General features: G+C 69.5%; 14 protein-coding genes and 5 pseudogenes. 7 read left to right on the top strand and 12 right to left on the bottom strand.

The genetic code is table 11. From position 1 onward, the window contains the following. Positions 1-203: 203 nt before the first annotated feature. Complete coding sequence (locus tag CLV71_RS35640; RefSeq protein ID WP_133907294.1) at positions 204-1001, top strand: maleylpyruvate isomerase N-terminal domain-containing protein; 798 nt, start codon at positions 204-206, stop codon at positions 999-1001. Here the strand turns inward: CLV71_RS35640 and CLV71_RS35635 are convergent. Further along, positions 998-1543 carry a DUF1349 domain-containing protein gene (locus CLV71_RS35635; RefSeq protein ID WP_133907293.1) on the bottom strand — a complete coding sequence of 182 codons (546 nt, stop codon included), beginning with the start codon at positions 1541-1543 and terminating at the stop codon, positions 998-1000. The two genes, CLV71_RS35640 and CLV71_RS35635, sit on opposite strands and share 4 nt — an antisense overlap. A gap of 47 nt (positions 1544-1590) precedes the next feature. Here CLV71_RS35635 and CLV71_RS35630 point away from each other — a divergent pair, with 47 nt between their 5' ends. Then, entirely contained in the window at positions 1591-2268 is a 678-nt protein-coding gene (locus CLV71_RS35630; RefSeq protein WP_133907292.1) for an MBL fold metallo-hydrolase, read from the top strand. Positions 2269-2394: 126 nt separating this feature from the next. On the opposite strand, the gene CLV71_RS35625 is transcribed toward CLV71_RS35630, so the two are convergent. The 5 genes and pseudogenes from CLV71_RS35625 to CLV71_RS50770 all read right to left on the bottom strand — a co-directional run. Next, a complete protein-coding gene (locus tag CLV71_RS35625; RefSeq protein ID WP_133907291.1) occupies positions 2395-3051 on the bottom strand; it encodes a Uma2 family endonuclease in 657 nt (218 codons plus the stop codon). A gap of 123 nt (positions 3052-3174) precedes the next feature. Next, entirely contained in the window at positions 3175-5028 is a 1854-nt protein-coding gene (locus tag CLV71_RS48855; RefSeq protein WP_208297907.1) for a plasmid pRiA4b ORF-3 family protein, read from the bottom strand. A gap of 31 nt (positions 5029-5059) precedes the next feature. After that, positions 5060-5224 (bottom strand): annotated as a pseudogene (locus CLV71_RS50780) (DUF2399 domain-containing protein); the annotation flags it as partial. Between the two features lie 7 nt (positions 5225-5231). Next, positions 5232-5348 (bottom strand): annotated as a pseudogene (locus CLV71_RS50775) (hypothetical protein); the annotation flags it as partial. A 103-nt stretch (positions 5349-5451) separates the two neighbouring features. Beyond that, a pseudogene (locus CLV71_RS50770) lies at positions 5452-5592 on the bottom strand (hypothetical protein); the annotation flags it as partial. A gap of 110 nt (positions 5593-5702) precedes the next feature. Between CLV71_RS50770 and CLV71_RS49705 the strand changes: the two are divergent. The 5 genes and pseudogenes from CLV71_RS49705 to CLV71_RS49700 form a co-directional block, all read left to right on the top strand. After that, a pseudogene (locus CLV71_RS49705) lies at positions 5703-5843 on the top strand (MBL fold metallo-hydrolase); the annotation flags it as partial. A 194-nt stretch (positions 5844-6037) separates the two neighbouring features. Then, positions 6038-7288: an ATP-binding protein gene (locus CLV71_RS35600; protein WP_133907290.1), complete on the top strand. Its 1251-nt coding sequence runs from the start codon at positions 6038-6040 to the stop codon at positions 7286-7288. A 37-nt stretch (positions 7289-7325) separates the two neighbouring features. Continuing rightward, positions 7326-7517, top strand: a pseudogene (locus tag CLV71_RS35595) (MBL fold metallo-hydrolase); the annotation flags it as partial. A 46-nt stretch (positions 7518-7563) separates the two neighbouring features. Beyond that, complete coding sequence (locus CLV71_RS35590) at positions 7564-7764, top strand: type II toxin-antitoxin system Phd/YefM family antitoxin (protein WP_208297905.1); 201 nt, start codon at positions 7564-7566, stop codon at positions 7762-7764. Between the two features lie 409 nt (positions 7765-8173). Beyond that, complete coding sequence (locus CLV71_RS49700) at positions 8174-8995, top strand: RNase H family protein (protein WP_243867018.1); 822 nt, start codon at positions 8174-8176, stop codon at positions 8993-8995. A gap of 424 nt (positions 8996-9419) precedes the next feature. On the opposite strand, the gene CLV71_RS35575 is transcribed toward CLV71_RS49700, so the two are convergent. From CLV71_RS35575 to CLV71_RS35545, 6 genes are all read right to left on the bottom strand, one after another. Then, complete coding sequence (locus CLV71_RS35575; RefSeq protein ID WP_133907289.1) at positions 9420-10190, bottom strand: SDR family NAD(P)-dependent oxidoreductase; 771 nt, start codon at positions 10188-10190, stop codon at positions 9420-9422. Positions 10191-10283: 93 nt separating this feature from the next. After that, positions 10284-10844 carry a TetR/AcrR family transcriptional regulator gene (locus CLV71_RS35570; RefSeq protein ID WP_133907288.1) on the bottom strand — a complete coding sequence of 187 codons (561 nt, stop codon included), beginning with the start codon at positions 10842-10844 and terminating at the stop codon, positions 10284-10286. A 771-nt stretch (positions 10845-11615) separates the two neighbouring features. Then, the gene (locus tag CLV71_RS35560) at positions 11616-12893 is read right to left on the bottom strand and encodes a TIGR02679 family protein (protein ID WP_133907287.1); all 1278 of its coding nucleotides are present in this window, start codon (positions 12891-12893) and stop codon (positions 11616-11618) included. After that, positions 12893-16969 (bottom strand): TIGR02680 family protein, encoded by a 4077-nt coding sequence (locus CLV71_RS35555; protein WP_133907286.1) that lies wholly within the window; start codon positions 16967-16969, stop codon positions 12893-12895. Before CLV71_RS35555 ends, CLV71_RS35560 begins: the two co-directional genes overlap by 1 nt. Further along, positions 16966-18192 carry a TIGR02678 family protein gene (locus CLV71_RS35550; protein ID WP_133907285.1) on the bottom strand — a complete coding sequence of 409 codons (1227 nt, stop codon included), beginning with the start codon at positions 18190-18192 and terminating at the stop codon, positions 16966-16968. Before CLV71_RS35550 ends, CLV71_RS35555 begins: the two co-directional genes overlap by 4 nt. Next, positions 18189-19802, bottom strand: coding sequence for a TIGR02677 family protein (locus CLV71_RS35545; RefSeq protein WP_243867016.1), 1614 nt, complete (start codon positions 19800-19802; stop codon positions 18189-18191). Before CLV71_RS35545 ends, CLV71_RS35550 begins: the two co-directional genes overlap by 4 nt. Between the last annotated feature and the right edge of the window lie 229 nt (positions 19803-20031).

Raw genomic sequence — 20031 nt, 5'->3', positions numbered from 1 at the left:
TCGAAGTTCCTCTTCTGACTGGTCACAGGCCGGTTCCCGGGTCGGGCGGCATGGCCGCGCCCACTGTAGGACGGAGCACCGACAATTTCGGGACGGGTTGCGCCCCGTGCCTACCGGTTACCGGCTGTGCTCACCTACGCTGGCTTCACCAGGTCTGGTTTTCCGAGTCATGTCTTGCTGCCAACACGCGGGGATTGGGCGGTATGAGCATCTCACCTGAGGCTTCGGTCGAGCAGAACGGCGTACCGGCACGGCGTCGCGTCGGTCAGTGGCCGGCGGCGGAGCGCGCGGTGCGCCTTCTCCCGTTGGTGCGCGAGGCGACCGAGAGACTCGACCTCATTGTCGCAGGACTCGACGACGACACCATCCATCAGCCGAGCCGGCTGCCCGGCTGGTCGAGAGCGCATGTCGTGACCCATCTTGCCCGTAACGCCGACGCGCTGGTCAACCTGCTGACCTGGGCACGCACCGGCGTCGAGCATCCAATGTACGCGAGCAGGGCCGACCGTGACGCGGACATCGACGAGGGCGCCGACCGCCTGGCCCAGATCCTGCGCGAGGACCTGCGCGCGGCGGGCGCGCGGTTCCTGGTCGCGGCGACCGAGCAGCCGGAGCGGGCGTGGACCGCGACGGTGGCCGCGCGGATGCAGGGCGCCATCTCGGCGTCCGAGGTGCCGTCCATGCGCCTGTTCGAGCTGTGGGTGCACCTGGTGGACCTCGGCGTCGACTTCACGTTCGACGACGTTCCCGCCCACCACCTGGAGGCGCTCGTCGCCGGCGCGGTGTCCCCGCACTCGGGCAGGCCGGACTGGCCCGTGATGCGGCTCACGGCGGAGCTGCCGGGTGACCGGACCCACACGGTCGACCTCACTGGCGGCCGAGGCGACGACCGGACCTACGAGCTGGCGGGACCCGCGCCTGATGTCGTCGCGTGGCTCACCGGCCGGGGCGACGGCACGGCGCTGCGCGGCGACGTGCCGGTGCTCCCCGCCTGGGGCTAGCTGATCTCGACGCTCTCGAACCTCGTGGTGAACCCCTTCCCCGTCGGTGACGCGCACATCACACCGGCGAGCACCGACATGTCCGGCGGCAGGTAGGCGAGGCGCAGCATCGTCGCCGGTGGATCGCCGTTCAGCCCGTAGGAGATGATCACGGTGTCCCCGGCCCTGGCGGCCCTGATCGTGACCCGCTCGGTCGGCAGCGCGAGCGCCACGACCGACCAGTCGGACACCTCGCGCGTGACGACGGCGGAGATCAGGTGTTGGCCGTCGACCAGCTCGATGCCGGACTTGATCCAGTTCCGGTCGTCGATCCACAGCCCGACGCCGGCCTGGTCGTACTGAGCCTGGTAGTCACCCGAGAAGGTGACCGTGAGCTCGAAGTCGCCGGGGCGGTCAGTGCCGAGGATGTGGCCGGTCTCGTGGACGAAGCCGTAGTGGGTGGTGCGCCAGAAGTCGGTGTCCGCGTCGGCGGTGATGGTGTCGTCGCCCCACTTCGCGGGCTCGTTGAGCCAGCGCCAGCCGGTACTGATCAGGTGATCCACGTTGCCATGCTGTCAGCGTGTCGGTGCCAGCCGCTAGGGTCGCGACCGTGGATGTTGTCGATGAGTACACCGGTCATGTCGAGCCCGGCGGCCCTGCCGCGCGGCGCACGCTGGACGCCCTGACGATCACGAAGATCTCCGTCGGTCCGATGGACAACAACGCCTACCTGCTGGTGTGCCGCAACACCCGCGAGGCGCTGCTCATCGACGCCGCAAACGACCCGGAACGCCTGTCGGACCTCATCGGCCACGGCGACGACCGGCCGACCCTGCGCACGATCGTGACGACCCACCAGCACCAGGACCACTGGGGTGCTCTCGGTGCGGTCGCCGGTGCGTACGGCGCGAACACGATCGCCCACGAGGAGGACGCCGGGCCGCTGCCCGTGCCGCCGGACGAGTACGTCACGCAGGGCGACACCATCCCGGTCGGCGACTGTGTTCTCGAGGTGATCCACCTGCGTGGTCACACCCCTGGTTCGGTGGCGCTCCTGTACCGCGACCCGGGCGGTCACGGGCACCTGTTCACCGGGGACTCGCTGTTTCCCGGTGGCGTGGGACGGACGACATCACCGGAGAACTTCACATCACTGATCAACGACGTGTCGTCGCGGATATTCGACAGGCTGCCGGACGACACGTGGTTCTACCCGGGCCACGGAGACGACTCCACATTGGGCGAGGAGCGCTCCAAGCTCGACGAATGGCGCAAACGCGGGTGGTAGACACCGACTCACCGTCGGCGACAGAACGGAACATGTCAGGCAGCGGACATCCAGATGACATCTCAGCGGGATATGGCTGGCCATGACCGCGCGTAACCGAGTCAAAAGGCCGCTGCGGTCAGCAACCTAGTCGCCCCAATGATCCCAGTGCTCCGTTGAAATCTCGAAGCCGAACGGATGCGGCAGGCGGACAGTTTCGCCGAAGTCCCAGGTTTGCAGCGCGACATACGTTCCGGCTCGAGTGTCCGGATTCGCGTACAACGTGATGTCGCATACCTTCGGATCACGGTCAACAAGTAGGTAATAAGGAATTCCCGCGTGCGCGTATCCGCTCCACTTGGTGCCAGCTTTACGCTTTTGGTCCGGACGTCGGTCGCTGACCGCGTTCGATCGCGAAGTGACCTCGACGACGAGATCGACTTGATAAGGCAACAAATGCCTGGCTTTGGTCGCGCGCGCCTCCGCGAGAACCTCGGCATCCATGACAATCAGGTCCGGGATATAGCCGTCACCTATCTCGAACATATTGAGATCAGTGGTCTGCACCGAGCGCCAGACGAAGGTGGGATCGGTCAGCTCCGCGGCAAACAGTCCACGTTCGATGTCCCTGACCATGCCGTTGTGGTCGACGGAAGGGCCGGGTGACACGACTATCTCTCCTCCGATGACCTCGACACGCGTGCCGTCCTTCGGCAGGTGCAGGTAGCCGGCCAACTCGTCACGCACCCACATGGCGTAGGGCGAGTCCGGCAGCATGAAATGCGCCACTGCCGCGACACTCATGAGCAGCGCTCCTCTCGCGTGACGCGCAGGTCGGACTGTACCGACTCTACCGCCCAGCACCCTCCACCCGAGGTACCCGCGCGCAGGGACTTTGTCGGGTGACGCTGAGCCGAGTCGACACCCTTACCGCGACGTTGTGTGGCCGAGTCTGCGGCTGACCCCTTCAGCGGAGAACTCCTTGGGGTCGAAGTCGTCGCCTGAGGACAGGCCCAGCCATTCGAGCATGTCGTCGTGATCCTCGGCGTCGGGATCGGCCAGTGTGGCCTTCAGGTTCTCGTACCCCCACGCACCGCCGCAGTCTTCTGGTGGGCACGCGCCCTTGCCGGCTGTGCACACCGCGCCGGTCGTCGTGGCGCCGGCAGGGAGGATCTTCTCCAGGGTGATCTCGTGCTGCCAGTCGTCGCCGAAGTCGTAGGTGTAGCCGATCTTGGCGCCGACCCCGGTGAGTAGCTGGGACAGGTGTGTTTTCCGCTCGTCCTGGTGGCCAAGTTCGGGATCGGGGCGCCCGTAGTCGGCCCAGCCGTCGGAGAACAGGTGCATGTGGCAGTTGTGCCAGCCCATCGCGGTCTGGATCACTTCGTGGAGCTGGTCGAGGCTGAGGTCAGCGGGTACCTGGAGGCGCCGCCACACGGGCGGTTTCGTCACGCCCAGCAACTGGACCTTGATCTGGTACGCGGTGCCGGCCGAGAGCGTGGCCGGCAGAGCGGGGCTCCGGCGAAGCACCTGCGCCTCCGGCAACACCTCCGAGAAAGTCTCGGGCAGCAGGCCGGCCAACAGCCCGGTCGGGTTGACCGGGCCGGTCAACAGCTTGACGAGCCGGGGTGCGCTCGGATGACTACAACTCTCCAGCAGCGGTAGCGCCTCGGCCAACTCGTCGCCGGCCTGGGCCTGGAGCATCGCGGGCAGCAGGTCCTCGGGTAGTTCGGGCGGCAGGGCGTCCAACATGGTGACCAGCGCGTCCACGGTGATCCATGCCGAATCGGCGGCGGTCGGCTCGGTACCTTCCTGTTCGGCCAGCCAGACCCGGGCGTGGGCGCCGAAACCGTCCCTGGTCGCCCACTCACGCCAGGCCGACTCCGCCCCCGGGCCGCAGCCGCGGACCAGGTCGAGGGCGGTGAGACGCTCCTGCCCGGACGTGGACTCGCCGGCGGTGAGCAACTCCCGGGCAGCCTCGGCGGCAGTACGGGACGACAACCAAGGACGGGCCATCAGCACGGCCACCTTGGGGGGAAGCTGAGCCAGCTCGGAAACCAGGACACCGGCCTCGGCATCCGCGGGCGGCGCACTCTCCCGGAACAGAAACCCGGTGAGCCAGTGGCCGAGCGGTGTCAACTTGGCGACGTCGTCTCGCAGGACGGCGACACCGAACTCGTCAAGAGCCCGCACGGTGTCCTCGGCCTCCGACTCGTCAGCGCCGAGGTCGACCACGAGCCCGGACAGCTCGTTCGGGACGCAGTCCGGGCACGAACAGCCGGCTGGGTCGTTGCCGGCCACCTCCGCGATCTCCGCATCCAGGTGGGCGAGCGAGGCCGTGCCTCCGCGATCGTCGAGGGTGGCCAGCACGACCAGGAACCCGAGCGTGTCCGCGTTGGTCTCCCCAACCAGCCCGAGGGACTCCAGCACGCATTTGCTCCACACGGCGACCACGGCGTCCGGAGCACCGGCCAGCCAGGACTGAAGGGCCGGTCCGGATGTCACCCGGCCGCCGGAAACCTCGATGAATCCGGCCGAGGAAGCCGCCGCCCACACCATCATCAGCTCGTGGATGTCCAGAGCGCTACGCGGCTTGCGTGAAGGCGGCTCGATGCCGAGCAGGTCACAGGCCTCGACGGCGGCTGCCGGCTTCAGCACCCCGCGTGTGGTGACCGCCCGGCCTGCACCGATCCACTCGGCAAGCGTTTGAGCGGTGGCGAGCACCGGGCAGGTCCGGGCCGCGGCGGCCAGTTGGCGGACAAGATCCACATCGACGTCTGGCACGCGCGCAGTCTAGAGAACTCCTCCGGCGAGATCAGCCACGAGGTCGGGCAGCACCAACTCCTCCTGGACGTGGGCGCCGTTGCTGTTCGAGAGCGGGCCGCAGGCCGGGGTCCCAGGCGACGTCGACGGGACGGCCGGTGAGCGCGCCGCCGGTGACCGAAGTCCGTGCACGTTGATAGGCCTGCGTATCGAACCGCCACGCCGAGGGACAACGCCGCCAGCGGCCTGCCGTCGACCAGGGCGTGGGCGTCGCCGATGGCCTCCGCAGCCAGCCGACCCAGCGCGAGGCCTTCGACGGCACAGCCGCCAACACCCCGCACCAGCGCCTCGATCAGCGCGACCAGGCGTGGCGCGTGCGGGGTTGCCGGCCGATGTGTAGAACGACGACGCGGCGGCGAACAGCGGCACCGACGCCGCCAGCACCCGCTCCCCGCCCGAGGCCGGTCCCGTCGCCGGGCGCCACTGGCCGTCCCGGTAGCGCTGGATGGCGAACTCGTGCCAACCGCGGTAGTCCAGTGCTCTGGTCAGCTGCTCCACCCAGCCAACCCGACGCGTCCTCGGCATGCTCCCTGTTGATCTGTTCCTGGAGAAACGCGCCGACGACGGCCCGGTCGTCGGCACTCCAGGCGTCGGCAGTCTGACGCAGCAGCCGGTTACCCGCCCCCTCGTACCTCACGTCGCTGATCAACGACGTGAAGTCGCGGATCTTCGACAAGCTTCCCGACGACACCTGGTTCTACCCCGGCCACGGCGATGACTCCACGCTTGGCGCGGAACGCCCTAAGCTCGACGAGTGGCGCACCCGTGGCTGGTAGCCGTCGAGGGCGAGCGCTGTGGAAGTCAATGGCTTGTCAAAGCACTCGTTGTCGGCACCGAGGAGGTAGCTCCGTCGAAGGCGTCCAGGCGACGAGCAGCGGCTCGTCCAGATAACCACGTGAATACCGTCCAGATGACCACAAGGTGACCGGCCAGATGACCATTGATCTTGCTCGTGCGGCACACTGTCACCATGCCCGAGCCCTCTGGCCTGATCCCCCGCCGCGCTGAGACCCTTGTTCACGAGGCGCTTGCGGACACACGCGTTGTCCTGGTCAATGGAGCTCGCCAGGCCGGCAAGAGCACGCTGACCAGACTCGCCACCGAACGCCAGCCGACAGTGGTCCGGCTCCTCGACGACCCAGCTACGTTGCGGGCCGCCAGGGACGACCCAACCGGGTTCGTGGAGCACGACAGCCTCATGGTCATTGACGAGATACAACTGGTCCCGGAACTTCTTCAGCCGATCAAGGTATCCGTGGATCTGGACCCGACACCCGGGCGCTACCTCCTGACAGGCTCGTCACGGATCCTGGCCATGCGAACTCTCCCTGACGCACTGCCCGGCCGCATGGAGGTGATCGAACTGTGGCCGTTCTCCCAGGGAGAGATAGTGGGAGGCCCCGATCGTTTTGTCGACACCGCTTTCAGGCATGGTCCCCGGATCGACCATTCATCGGAGCTGCGCCGCCGCGACTACCTGGAGCGTCTCGTCGTCGGCGGCTTCCCCGAAGCCACGCGCCGCACTCCCCGCCGTCGAACAGCCTTCTTCGACTCCTATCTGTCGACCCTGATCGAACGCGATGTCCTGGAGCTGGCCAGCATCGAGCGCCGGGGTGACCTACTCAAACTGATCGCACTGCTTGCCGGGCGCGCCGGCGGCATGCTGGAACCGGCCGCACTCGCCACTCAGTCCGGTATCCCTCGAACCACACTCGTGCGCTACCTGGAGTTGCTGGCGTCGGTCTTTCTCATCAAGAGCATTCCAGCCTGGTCATCCGGACAGACGCGCCGGGCCGTGGGTACACCAAAACTCGCGTTCGTGGATACCGGCATCGCCAGTCATCTCATCGGGCAAGACCCCATACGGCTGGGGGAACCGGGCGGATCCGCCGGGTCGATGATGGAGAACTTCGTCGTCATGGAACTCGCCCGCCAGCTCACCTGGTCCGAAGAGCGTGGACGGCTTTACCACTACCGCACCAAGGACAAGCAGGAAGTAGACGCGGTCATCGAGACACCCGACGGCAGGGTGATCGGAGTAGAGGTCAAGGCGGGCGCGACGGTGCGCACCGAAGACCTGGCCGGCTTGCGGAATCTGGCCAGCCATCTCGGTGATCGATTCGTCGCCGGCTATGTGCTCTATACCGGGCAGCAGACCTTGCCGTTCGGCGAGAAGATCAGAGCTCTGCCGGTGGACGCACTGTGGCGCCTCGCTCCGTAACTCAGCCGGCAACGCATCCGGTATTCACCGCTGATGCGATGCGCTGTTCCCGGGTGGGGTGGAGAAGACGTCGTCGCCGGAGAACATCACGTCGTTGGTCAACGACGTGTCGTCGCGGATCTTCAACAAGCTCCCGGACGACACGTGGTTCTACCCGGGGCACGGAGACGACTCCACCCTCGGCGCCGAGCGCCCCAAACTCGACGAATGGCGCGAACGTGGCTGGTGACTCCCAGCGTGCTACACGGTGGCACCGTGTAGCACAATTATTCACCATGAAGGTCATGGCCCAGCCTCAGATCACGCAACGCGACCTTCGAAGCCGGTCCAGAGAGATCATGGATGCCGTCGAAGGCGGCCAATCATTCACGGTCACCCGAGACGGCCACGAAATCGGCGAGCTGATCCCGTTACGTCGACGCTTTGTCGCTCGGGATGAGTTCATTGCCATGTCACGCAACGCCGCAACCGTCTGATCCTGCGCCGCTGGGTTGATCCAGCCGAACTGCCAGTCGAGCTGGCGATCAGTGCGATCACTCTCGCCGAACTCTCTGCTGGGCCCCACCAAGTTCGACCGAACAGCGAGCAGGAGACCTACGACGAGCATGCGGAACGCGCTCGCCGCCTGGACTACTCCAGCGCGCCGAGCACGAGTTCGATCCCATTCCATTCGCGGAGGAACTACCGCTTTACACGACGAGTCCAGACGACTTCGATGGGCTTCGGGATCTACTCGTCGTCGTGTCGGTCGCGCGCCCTCTCATACCTCACGAAGGTCGCTGATCGTTGCCACGCTGTTCACCGCCAGTGCGATACTCGGTTCCCGGGTGGGATGGGCCGGACGACCTCGCCGGAGAACTTCATCCACCCAATCCAATCCATAGCGTGACGGTGGCATCCCTCGACGCTATGTTCGGGAACGTGTCCACGGAACCTGGGCGGGCCGTCGATATTTACATAGATGGCGTTTGCCACTCTGATCCTGGCCCGGGCGGTTGGGGCGCCTTGCTGAAGTACGGTCGCCACGAGAAGGAACTCGCCGGAGGCCGAGTGTCGGCGACCACGAGAGACCGCATGGTGCTGACGGCACTGATCCAGGCGTTCGGGAGCCTGACCCGGCCTTGTTCAGCCCGAGTCCACACGGACTGCAGATACCTTTCAGACGGGGTCACACGTACGCCGCCAGGTCCGCGGGTTGACGCAGCAGACAACGTCGACCTGTGGCGAGAACTCGGCACCGTCGTTGAACGGCACGAGGTGGATTGGCACTGGATCGACGGTGATCCGAACACCGCCCGCACGAATCGTCTGGCCATGGAGAGTATGCGGCTGGCGATGAGCGGAAGAGAGGACGTCACGGCTGACGCGTTTGCCGGCCCGGCGGAATCGGTAGAGACAACCGCCAGTCAGGATGCGTCGGACAACGGTGAATGTGTGCACGAGCTGCCCGTCGACTGGTGTTCCCTCTGCAAACCACCCAAGCCTGGCGTACTGCCGTACGGCTACCGCACCAAAGGCGGCAATGCCTACCACAACGACCCCGACTGCACGTGGCTTGACCGGGGACAACGGCGTGCAGACCGGCAGGGCAAGAACGTTCACGAGAAGGTCCGCATCGCCTGGGGCGACGTGACCCCGGGCGCGCTGGAGCCCTGCGAGTCCTGCTGCACTTCTCGGTGGTTGAAGCGCCACGGATATCCCAGCTAACGACTCCACCCTCGGCGCCGAACGGCCCAAGCTCGAATGGCGCATGAGTGGCGCAACCATCTCGGAGCACAACGAGACCGTTCCCAACGTGCCTTGGTCGAGTGAGCCTGATCCTCCCGATTGTCGGAGTGCACGCGTTCGAGATTCCGGTCGGCATCGAGAAGGCCGAGCAGAAACGCTCGCGCCTGCCTGCGCGGCTCCACCTCGCCCGAACCGGCCCGCGATCGCCGCGAACCCGGTGTCGAACTCAGCCAGCCATTCATCGACGACCTGTCTCGGCACCAGCACGTCGGCGGTTGGGAAGGCCGGTTGTTCCACACTCGAACGACGCTGGGGTCAAACCGCTACTTGAGCGGCTTGACCCCGGCACCTCAACGTCTTGGTTGCCGTTCTGACATCAATGCCTACGGCCCTGCCTCGGCGCTTACTGGTTGCGGCCGGCCATGACGCCACCGTCGACGTCCCAGATCGCGCCGGTGACCCAGCCGGCCTGGTCGGAGAGCAGGAAGGTGACGGCGGCGGAGACGTCCTCGGTGGTGCCGATCCGGCCGATCGGGTGGAAGCTGTCGAACCCGGCCAGCACGGTGCTGACCTCGGCCGGCGGGATGAAACCTTCGTAGATGGGGGTGGCCACCACGGCCGGGGAGATGGCGTTGACCCGGATCTTGTAGGCAGCCAGTTCCAGGGCCAGGTGCTGGGTCAGTGCGTGCAGGCCGGCCTTGGCCATCGAGTACGCCGACGACGGAGTCGCGGCGATGGCCTGCTTAGCCCACATGCTGCCGATGTTGACCATGGCGCCGCCCTGGCCGCTGTTCACCATGCCCTGTGCCACGGTCTGGGTGATCAGGAACGTGGCTTTGTTCAGGTCCAGGTAGCTGTCGTAGTCGGCGGCGGTGTGCTCCAGGAACGGCAGCGGCTTGAACACGCCGGCCGCGTTGACCAGCAGCGTCGCGTCCGCGTGCTGGTCGGCCAGTTCCTCGCGCACCCGGGTCGCCTCGGCGGGGTCACGCAGGTCGGCGGTGATGCCCCATGCCTGTCCGCGGGTGGCCAGGTCGGCCACGGTCTTCTCGACCCGCTCGGGGCGGGAGCCGATGACGACGGCGCTGCCGCCGCGGCTGACGACATCCGCGGCGACCTGACGGCCCATGCCGCTGCTGCCGCCGACAACGATGAGCTTTCGGCCGGTGAAGTCCATGTTCGTTCTCCTTACTTGGCTACCTACTAGTTGGAAGGTTCGTTGGTCCCGAAAAAGAGCACCGCAGAAGGCACGGTGCCCTCGGGGTGTGTTTCAGAGCAGAGCGTCGACCAAGGTTGCGGCTACCGACCGGACGACGTCCCGGTCGTTGCCGTCCGGCTGTCCATGAGCCCGGGCCAGCAACAGTGCACCCTCTAGGGCCGCCAGGTATGCCTCCGCCGCCGCGCCGGTCCGGGTGGCAGGCACGCCCGCCTCGGCCAGCACGCCGGCCACCCATTGCCGCTGATCGGCGAAGAATCCGTCCGTCGCCTGCCGCACTTCGACGGGCAGGCTCTCCGCATCCACGGCGAAGACGCCGCACAGGCAGATACGGCCGCCGTCGGCGAAGGTCTCGGCGTACAGCCCTGCGTAGTTCACGAGGCGCTGCCGCGCGCCCGCCATGTCGTCGTCGACCTCTTTGCGCGCTGCGGCGAACCGCTCCCGGTAGCGCGCGATCAGCGCCTCGGCCAATGCGGCCTTGGTGGGGAAATGGTGGTGGATGCTCGGCTTCGTGATCGACAGCTCGGCACTGATGTCGGCGTAGGAGAAGCCGTTGTACCCCCGAACCTGCACCAGCGCCTGAGCGCTGTCCAGGATTCGATCCGCTGTCGCCATGCCGGTATTTCTACCTTCTAGTTGGTAGGCAGTCAAGCCTGGTGACCGACGTCACCAGTCGGCGTGACCTTGCCACCGAGACAAAGTTCCGCCGATCTTGACGATGCACCCGTACACCCGCAGCCGACACCCGCAGCCGCGCCAGAACCGCCGCGACCGGCACGCCCTGCCCCAGCAGCGCAGCGGCCTCGCGCCACACCGACTCACGCTCGCCCCACGCCTAGGCAGTCAGACCACCACCGTCCGGACACCTCAGGCGGCCTGTCGTTCATCGACGACGTGAAGTCGCGGCTCTTCGACAAGCTGCCGGCACCTGGTTATACCGGGCTACGGGGACGACGCGATCCTCGGCACGGAACGTCCGAAGCTCGACGAATGGCGCGAGCGCGGCTGGTAGAGGCCGTCCGGGACAGAACGGAGCACGTCGGAGCGTGCGAACGGATGGATCAACCACTCGCACGGGCGATCCGTGCAGCGGTCACCAAGCTGATCCCAATGGTCCCGGTGCTCTGTTGACACCTCGAAGCCGAACGGCTGCGGCACCTGACGCGCAGGTCGGACTATGCCAACCTTACCTTCCGGCGCCCTCCGTTCAGCGTGCGAGCCGATCTTGCCCGCATGCACATGAGGGCGAGCAGTTCGGGGGCGGACACGGCGGCGGGTACGGGACTACAGCCACGGACGGGCGTGCGCATGGCCACCTTGGCGGCAAGCCCTGCCGGCTCTCTCGGGCCAGGGCCTCGGCCTCAGCATCCGCCGGCGGGGACACTCTCACGGAACGTGCGATCGGTGAACCCGGCCGGCAAGATCATTCATGAGGTCGGGTAGTACCAGTTCCTCCTGGATGTGCACGCCGTGCTGTTGAAGGGCGGGGCGCAGGTCGAGGTCCCAGGCGGCGTCGACGGGGCGGCCGGTGAGTGTGCCGCCGGTCACCGACGTGAGGGCGGACCGGTACGCCCTCGCGTCGAACCGCCACGGTCTCCACTCGAACCGCTCTCGCAGTGCGTTGGCGATGCGGATGCCGCCCCAGTCGAAGTCACCGTGGTAGGCGAGATGGGCACCGCCGGTCGCCGACATCGTGAGCAGGCGGAGTGCCGCCGCGGACGGGTGGCCGCTCAGGCACACCAGAGGTGGGCACTCGGCACCCAGCTCGTCGGCGGCGCAGGCCAGCACGATCGGGTTCTCGCACACCCGCACCGGACCGACACCGACGCCGAGGTTCAGGTCGTCCTGGCCGAGTTGGCGCAGGGTCAGGACACAGGGCTCCCCGGCCTCGCGGGCCAGGGCGACCATTCGTGCCACGGCGGTCGCGGTGCCGCCGGGCAAACCCACGCACAGCACCGAGGACGACAACTCGTCCCGGTGCACGCCGACAGCCGCCCAGGCCGCGCGGCGTTCGGAAGCCGAACCATGGCCGGCCGGAGCCGCTCCAGCCAGCACGCGGACCGCGCCAAGCGACAGCGTGGACAGTGGCCTGCCATCATCCAGCGCGTGCGCGTCGCCGGTCGCCATCGCGGCCAGCCGGCCCAGTGGAAGACCGGTCGATGGCAAGGCGTCCAGGACCCGCACCAGCGCTTCGACGAGCGCCGTCGCGTCCGCGGGGGTTGACGCCATCCTGCGCACCATGCCGGTGGCGTCCAGCCAGGCGCGCCAGGTCGTCAGTTCGGGCCGGCGCGCGGCGAGCCCGTCCAGTGGCGCGCACGCCGCCGACCACGCCGCGGATTCCTCGGCCTCCGCCACGGACCGGTCGGACACCTCGCCGAGGAGAACCCTGACGGCCGCGACGAGTCCGTCCGGCGCGGCGCCGCTGGCGCGCACGACGGCGTCGACGTCGTCCAAGGACACCGTCAACGAGGTGCCGGTTCCGGCGCGGCGGCCGAGCAGCCGCTCGACCGCGCGTCGCTGTTCCAGGCTGGCTCCGGTGAGCGTGACCGCGCCCGTCACGGGCCTGCCCAGTTCCAGCCTGCGGCGAACCCGGTCGAGCAGCCAGGCGGTGTGGTCACCGCCGAGCAGCCGACGCAAGCGGACCTCGTCGACACCGTCCGCCATCACACGTCGACCCGGTCCTCGGGCACCGGGAGGTAGGAGGCAGGCCGGTCGAGGCGGACCCGCTCGCGGCCGTCCCACCGCCACGGGGTGACCAGCACCGCGTCGATGCCGTCGCGGCGGGTGAGCTGGGCGATGGCCAGGCCGGGCACCTGCGGGTAGCAACCCCACTCGCGTTCGCTGGTCATCACCACGTCCAGGTCGAAGGCCGCCAGCAGGCCGAGGCACTTCGCGCGGGAGTCGTCGTCCACCCCGGCGAACGCCTCGTCCAGGGCGACCAGACGTGGCGCGTGCGGGTTGCCGGCCGAGGTGTAGAACGACGACGCAGCGGCGAACAGCGGCACCGACGCGGCCAGCACCCGCTCACCGCCCGAGGCCGGTCCCGTCGCCGGATGCCACTGACCGTCCTGGTAGCGCTGGATGGTGAACTCGTGCCAGGCGCGGTAGTCCAGTGCCCTGGTCAGCTGCTCCACCCAACCACCCGAGGTGTCCTCGGCGTGCTCCCGGCGGATCTGTTCCTGCAGGAAGCCGCCGACCGCGGCCCGGTCCTCGGCACTCCAGGCGTCCGCGGTCTGGCGCAGCAGCCGGTCACGCACCCTGCCCAGGCCCTCAGGCGCGGTACGCGCTGCCCGCCACTGCAACCGCAGCCTCATGCCGGTCGACGTCGGGCGGTCCGCCAGGTCGGCGTTGATCGCCGTCACCTGGCTCTCCGCACCGGTGATCAACTCCTGCAACGTGCCGGCCACCTCGTTCACCAGGTGGTTCTCCAGGATCTCCCGCTCCTTCGCGGACAGCAGCGTCGCCCGGTGCTCGGTCTCCTCCGCGAGGCCCGCGACGAGTGTGGGGATGTCCTGGTTGCGTCCCTGGAAGAGCACGTCCACCACGATGATGCCGTCGCGGACGGTCATGCCGACCGAGTGCCCGTGCCGGGACAGCGCGTCGGTGAGCAGCTTGTGCTCGGCTGAGACGCGCTGCTGAACCAGTTCCCACGGCCGGTCGGCGTCGTCGACGGTCTCCAGGCCCGAGTTGACGGCCCGGGCCACCGCGACGGCCGGGTTCGGCGCCCATGCCTGCGCCGCGTCCGGCGTCGTCAGGTGGGGCAACACGGTGTGCAGCAACCCGGTGGCCACGAAGGCACGCAGCGCGGCGACGGCGTGGTCCCGTTCCCCGGCCGCGGTGTCGATCGACACCCGCAAGGTCGCCCGTCGGCCGTCGGCCTTACCGCGCTCGTCCCGCGCCCGGTCCGCGGACCGGCGAGCATCCCGCTCGTGCTCGTCGCGCACCGCCATGTCGGTCGCGACCGCGTCCAGCCTGCGGTACAGCTCCTCCACCCCGGCGCCGGCCGTCTCGACCAGCACCCGGTGGCGTTCGGCCGCGGCGTCCGCCTCGCCGCGCGCCCGGTCGGCCGCGACGACGCTCCGCTCGTGTGCCGCCACCGCGCCATCGTGTTCCTGTTCGGCCTGCGCGGCGGCGCCGCGTGCCCGGTCAGCCGCCCGTGCCGCCGGCCACAGGCCGGCCAGCGCCACCCGGTAGTCCCCGAGCGCGGCACGCACCGCCGACAACGCACGGTCCTCCGGTGGTAGCCCGACATCGCCGGCGAACTCGGTCATCTCGCCCCGTGCGGTTCGCTCCTCGGCTCCTCGCCGCGCCGCGATCTCCGCTGCCTCGGCCAGTTGCCCGTCGATCCGACGTCTGGTCTCGTGCTCGGCCGCGAGCTTGACGTGTGCCTGCAGCAGGTCGGCGTCGGACGGCCGCGCCCGCTGCTCCGCCACGAGGGCGTCGGCCGCGGCCGCCAGTGTGGCCGCGATCTCGGCCAGTTCGTCGAGCCGTCGTCGGATACCGGCGTGTTCGGCCTCGAGTTCGGCGAGCCTGATCCGGCGCGCGGCCTCCCGCGCGCCCTCACCGATGTAGCCGGCGGCGGGCTTGTGCCAGGAACCGGTGAGAGGGCCGTTGGCGAACCGGCCGTCGACGCCGACCCAGGTGGACGCCCCTGGGCCGAGACCGATGGTCGCCAGCACGGAGCCGACCGCGGCGTCGGTGAGCGTGGCCGCATGCGGCTCGTCCCGGTCGACGGCGGGGACCAGTACGGCGGTCAAGCCGCCGGCCGGCGCCCGATCACCGGGTCGCACGACGACGTCGTCGTGCACGTCACGCAGCTCGCCGTCGGGTGTGACCCACGCGTCGAGGATGCCCGCAGCTTCCAGGGCGGCCTCGACACCGGCCCGGTGATCTTCGGGAACGCCGGCGGCGAAGTCCACCACCTTCCACAACGGTGCGCCGGGCCGCCCGGTCCGGCCGCTCCTGTCGCGGGTGTGCGGCGTCGGCGGGACGTCGTGACCGCCTTCGGCCAACCGCTCGATCTCATCGGCCACGGCGACCCGCTCGGCCTCGGCCCCGGCTCGCCGCGTGTCCACGTCGGCCTGCCGCCGGCTCAGGTCGGCCGCGCCACGGCGGACCGCGTCGTCCACCGCCGACTCGGCCGGGTTCGACCCGACCGGCGCCTCGGTCCACGCCGCCAGCGCGGCGAGCACTTCCTCGGCCTCGTCCACCTGGAAGTGCACGGCTCCGGCGACGTACCGGGTGGTGGCGGCGATCAGCGCCGCGGCTCGTTCGGCGACCACCGCGTCCGCCGTGGCGATCCGGTCTGCCGCGGCCTGTTGCTCGCCCGTGATCCGGTCCACCTCGTCGCGGGCCACCCGCAGGGCCGCCTCGGCGGCGTGCAGCTCGCCCAGCAGGACCTCCAGCCGGGACAGCGCGGAGGACTGCCGGTCGATCAGCGCGTCGCCCGAGCGGCCGGCGTTCGTGAACGGCGGCGCCTCGGCGGCCAGTTCGGCGAGCAACGCCTCGTGCCCCTCGGTCAGCAGGGCCGTCTCGGCGGCCTGCCGCGCTGCCTCTCGCGCGGTGCGGAAGGACGCCTCGTCGGATTCGGCATCCGCCCTGGACCGCGCCAGCTGCTCTGCCCTGCGCCTGGCGGTGTCGGCCGCGGTGGCCTGGTCGGCTTCGCGGGTCGTGGCGAACCGGTCCAGCCGCTGGGCGTCCTGGCCTGCCGTCTTCAACGCCTCGGCATCCCGCATCTCGGGGCTCTGTTGGAGCGCGGTCCGGCGTGCTTCCAGGGTGGCCTCGGTCGCGGCCAGCTCCTCGAGCCGTTCCTCGGCGGCGGCGAGCGCCTCATGCGCCGCCGCGTGTGCGGCTTCGGCATCGCCGAGCTCACGACCCAGCTGCTCGTAACGGCTGTGAGCCTGCCGCACGGGAGTGGCGCGCCGCTTCGCCGCGATGCCGGCGTAGCGGCGGTAGTGGGTGAGGAACGCCTCCGCCGCGGACCTGGCCTCGGCCAGCCCACGCAGCGCCTCCCGTTCCTCGTCCAGGCCACGGAACGCCTCGGCGACCGTGGTCACGAGCGCCGGGTCGAGCGGCGGCAACGCCTCGGTCAACGCGCGGGACAGCAACTTCTCGTCCGGCCTCTTGGACAGCTGCGGCTGTCGCAGCTGGATCAGCAGGTTGACCAGCGCCTCGTACCGGTGCGTGCCGAGGCCGAACAGGCTCTCGTCCACCGCTCTGCGGTAGTCCGACGCGGTGTCGTACACCGTGCCGTGCCCGTCCACCGCGTCCCGCAGCTTCTCCCTCGTCAGGGCGACCCGCGTCGGGCTGAGCAGGGACAGGTCACCACCGACGCGCTGGCTGGTGACGAAGAACCAGTGCCGGGCTATGCCGCGCCCCGCGACGGCCTTGAGCCCGGCACCGATCGTGCGGTACTCGGCGGTGCCGTCGTCAAGTATCCGGCCGAACTCCAGCCACGCGTAGCCCAGCCGTTCCGGGTGGGGATGCTTCCCGCCCAGCAGCAGGTTCCACTCCATCCGCTTGTTGCGGTCGCCGTCCGGCTCGACCCGGTGCGCGGCGAGCTCGCCGTCCAGCAGGAAGGGCAGGGTCAGTGCGAGCACCTTCGACTTCCCGGTGCCGTTGTTGCCACGCAGGAGCAGCCGTCCGTCGTGGAAGTGGAACTCCTCGACGTCGTAGTAGAAGAGGTCGACCAGTCCGGTGCGCAGCGGTTGCCACCGGACACGGTGCGGGGTCGGGCTCACGTACGTCTCGCCTTCCTCGTCGAACGGTCCGCCGGCCCGGTGCGGATGGTCGGCGCCTGCACGGCATAACGCGCGATCGCGGGCCGGGCGATCACGGCGGGCGGCTCACCGGGCACGTCGGCGACGAGTCGCAGGGCACGCAGCTTGTCCAGCGCGATGGCGAGCAGCTCCGCGTCGGCGCCCGGCTCGGTGACCCCGCGGCGCCAGTAGGTTTCGTGCTCGACCGCCTTCGCCCGGACGTAGGCGCACAACCGGGGCACCGGGACCGGCTCGCCGTCGTGCGTGCGGCGGGCCAGGTACTCGGCGACCAGCAGGGTCACATGGCCGTCGGTGCGTTGCTCGGGCATGCGCACGTCGGTCAGCTCGTCGTCCGGGTCGACCATCGCGACGCCCTCGGCCCGCATCTCGGCGACCAGACCGGTGGCCTGCTCGATCCGCCGGGTGATCACGTGCCGCTGGCCGACCAGGTAGCCGCGCTCGTCATCGGTCAGCTCGTCGTAGTAGACCACCGGGTCGTCGAGCAGGCGTCTGGTCAGCCGGTGCCGGAGCGCCCGGTTGCGCAGGTCGTCGGTGTCGGGCAGGGGCTCGCTGGTCAGCTCCGCCAGACGCGCGGCATGCCCGGACGCCTCGACCGTCGACGGGCCGCGCGCACCGGTGAGCAGTGCGGCGAGCACCCGGCGGCGCACGTCGTAGAGCACGTCGCCGGTAGCGGTCAGGTAGGCGTCCTCGTCTCCGGCGACCCGCTCCAGCACCCCGAGACCCAGGAGCAGCCGGACGACGGCGACCAGGTCCGATCGCTGGTCGCGGCGGCTGAGGGTGAACACGACGCCGGCTTCGGCCAGTTCCGGCTCGCCCGCCGCGACCAGCACACCCTCCGCCAGCCGGCCGAGGGTGATCTGCGCGTCAGCCCGCTCCAGCACCGCCAACGCGAGACATGTCAGCACGTAGCGGCGGCGGCCGAACGCGGGCCGGCCCCTGCCCTCCCGCGCCGGATGGGTGCCGTCCTCGTGCCCGGCCGTCTTGAACAGGCGCGCGGATTCCGCGTCCACCACGAGCCGCCACCCGGTCTCGGCGGCCAGCCAGTCACGCAGGCCGGTGGCGTGCCGGCGTACCAGTCGCAGCACCTCGTCATCCGCGCCCGCGGTGAGCAACGGCTTCGCCAGGAGGGCACGCAGCGCCGCACGTCGCTGCGCCAGGTTCTCGTCGGTGACAGCCGTGGTCATGCCAGCGCTCCGGCGCCGAGGCGGGCCGCGGTCAGGTCGACGATGTCGACGACGTGTTGCGGACCGCGCAGCTCACCGTCCTCGGTCGGGACCACCACGATGCCGCCGTCAGGCACCAGCGACAGCCGGATCTCCATGGTGCCGTCGCCGGTCGTGGTGCGCACCTCCGTGTCGCCGGGCAGCCGGGCGGACAGCGCGTCCCCGAGCAACCCGAGAAACAACCGGAAAGCCCGGGTGTCCAGCACCCCCAGCTCGGAGAGCAAGGTCGGACCGTCGGTGCGGAGCCTCGCACGGGCCGCGCTGGTCTCGGCGACCTCGCGGGCGGCCTGCGCGGCCAGCAGCTGTCGCTGCTCGGCGCGGTCGGCGACCCGGTTGGGCCGGCCGCGCCGTTCGTAGGAGCCGGTCTTGCGCAGCTGCGGGCTGATCCGCACCGGAGCCGCCTCTCGCCACGGGGTGCTCGGCAGCGGCCGCTCCTGTTCCCACTCGGCGACGGTGTCCGGAGTGACGGTCAGGTGCCGCGCCGGGGTGAGGCCGAACGCCGCCCGCCACAGTGCGTGTGCCGACACGTCGTCCGGCGCCTCGGCGAACCATCGGGCCAGCGTGCGGAAGTCCGCCGACCGGTCCGAACGTCCGGACCGGCGCTCGTTGAACGCGGCGACCGTGTCGATGAGCTGTGTGATGGCCGTGACCGCCGCGCCACGCAGCAACCGTGCCTGCGACGGGTGGCGTGAGTCGGCCGAGACGAACCAGTCGCGCAGGCCGCGCCACCTGTTGCGCCACGAGTTGAGGGACTCGGTGACAGCCGCGTCGTAGGCATCGCCGGGCTCCTGGTCCCCCGGCCCGTCCTCGGTCAGGTCGGGCACCGCGTCGGCGGCCTCGCGACGGGCTGCCACGAGCAGCAGCCGTTCGACGCCGGCCGACTCGAGGTGGGCGAGCACCGTCGCGATCTCCGCTCCCCGGTTGGCCAGGTCGGCGATGAACCGGTTGATGTAGTCGATGAGCCGCTGCTTGTAGGCGACGAACGCGTCGACGTCGCCGTCCGCGAAGTCGATCACCCTACGCAGCGAAGCCATGAACGCCTGGGCGTTGTCGGCGAGGCCGGCGAACCGTTCGGCCAGTCCGAGGAGCAGCAGATGCACCTTGGCCGGATCCGGATCGGCCTGTCGTGCGGCCATGTCCACCAGCGAACGCAGTTGCGCGGCGATGTCGGCCAGCGCCACCGACTGCAGCGATCCACGACGTCCGATGGCCTCCTCGTAGACCGCGATGGCCTGCTCCGCCGCCTGCCCGCCCGCGGTGAGCTGGTACAGGTACCGGGCACGGTGGAAGTCCGCCACGCTCGTGACCCGGCTGGTGTCCGGGTCTGCCCGGAGGTTCCCCCACTCGACCAGCTTGTCCAGTGCGGCGACCACCTCGTCGGTCTCGCCGGGACGGCCGAGATCGGCGATGACGTCCTCCGGCCGCATGTGCACGATGAACCGGTCCCTCGCTCGCGCGAACGTCATCAGCACGTCGCGGTACAGCGGCGCGTTCGGCGCACTGAGGTGCGCGAACGGCTGCCGAGGCACTGTTTCGACGGTCGCTTCGTCGCGGCGCTGCTGCGTGGTCACCACGCCATTGTGGCGAACCGCACCGACAGTCCCGGCACCACCACGCGTCGTTGGTCAGTGACGTGGAGTCGAGCCGTTGATGTCGTCGTTCGTGGAGTGTCCGCAGGGTGGTGGTCGGGCGCCGGTGGCGGTCGGGTGGTGTTCACGGCGGTGAGTGTGCTGACCAGCGGTTCCCGCCCCGAGCCCGTTGGTCCGACGAGGCGTGCTCCGGCGTGTGGCCCACGCCGTG

Source organism: Actinophytocola oryzae, assembly GCF_004364325.1.
GTDB classification, from domain to species: domain Bacteria; phylum Actinomycetota; class Actinomycetes; order Mycobacteriales; family Pseudonocardiaceae; genus Actinophytocola; species Actinophytocola oryzae.
This window is presented reverse-complemented; position numbering and strand designations above follow the sequence as displayed.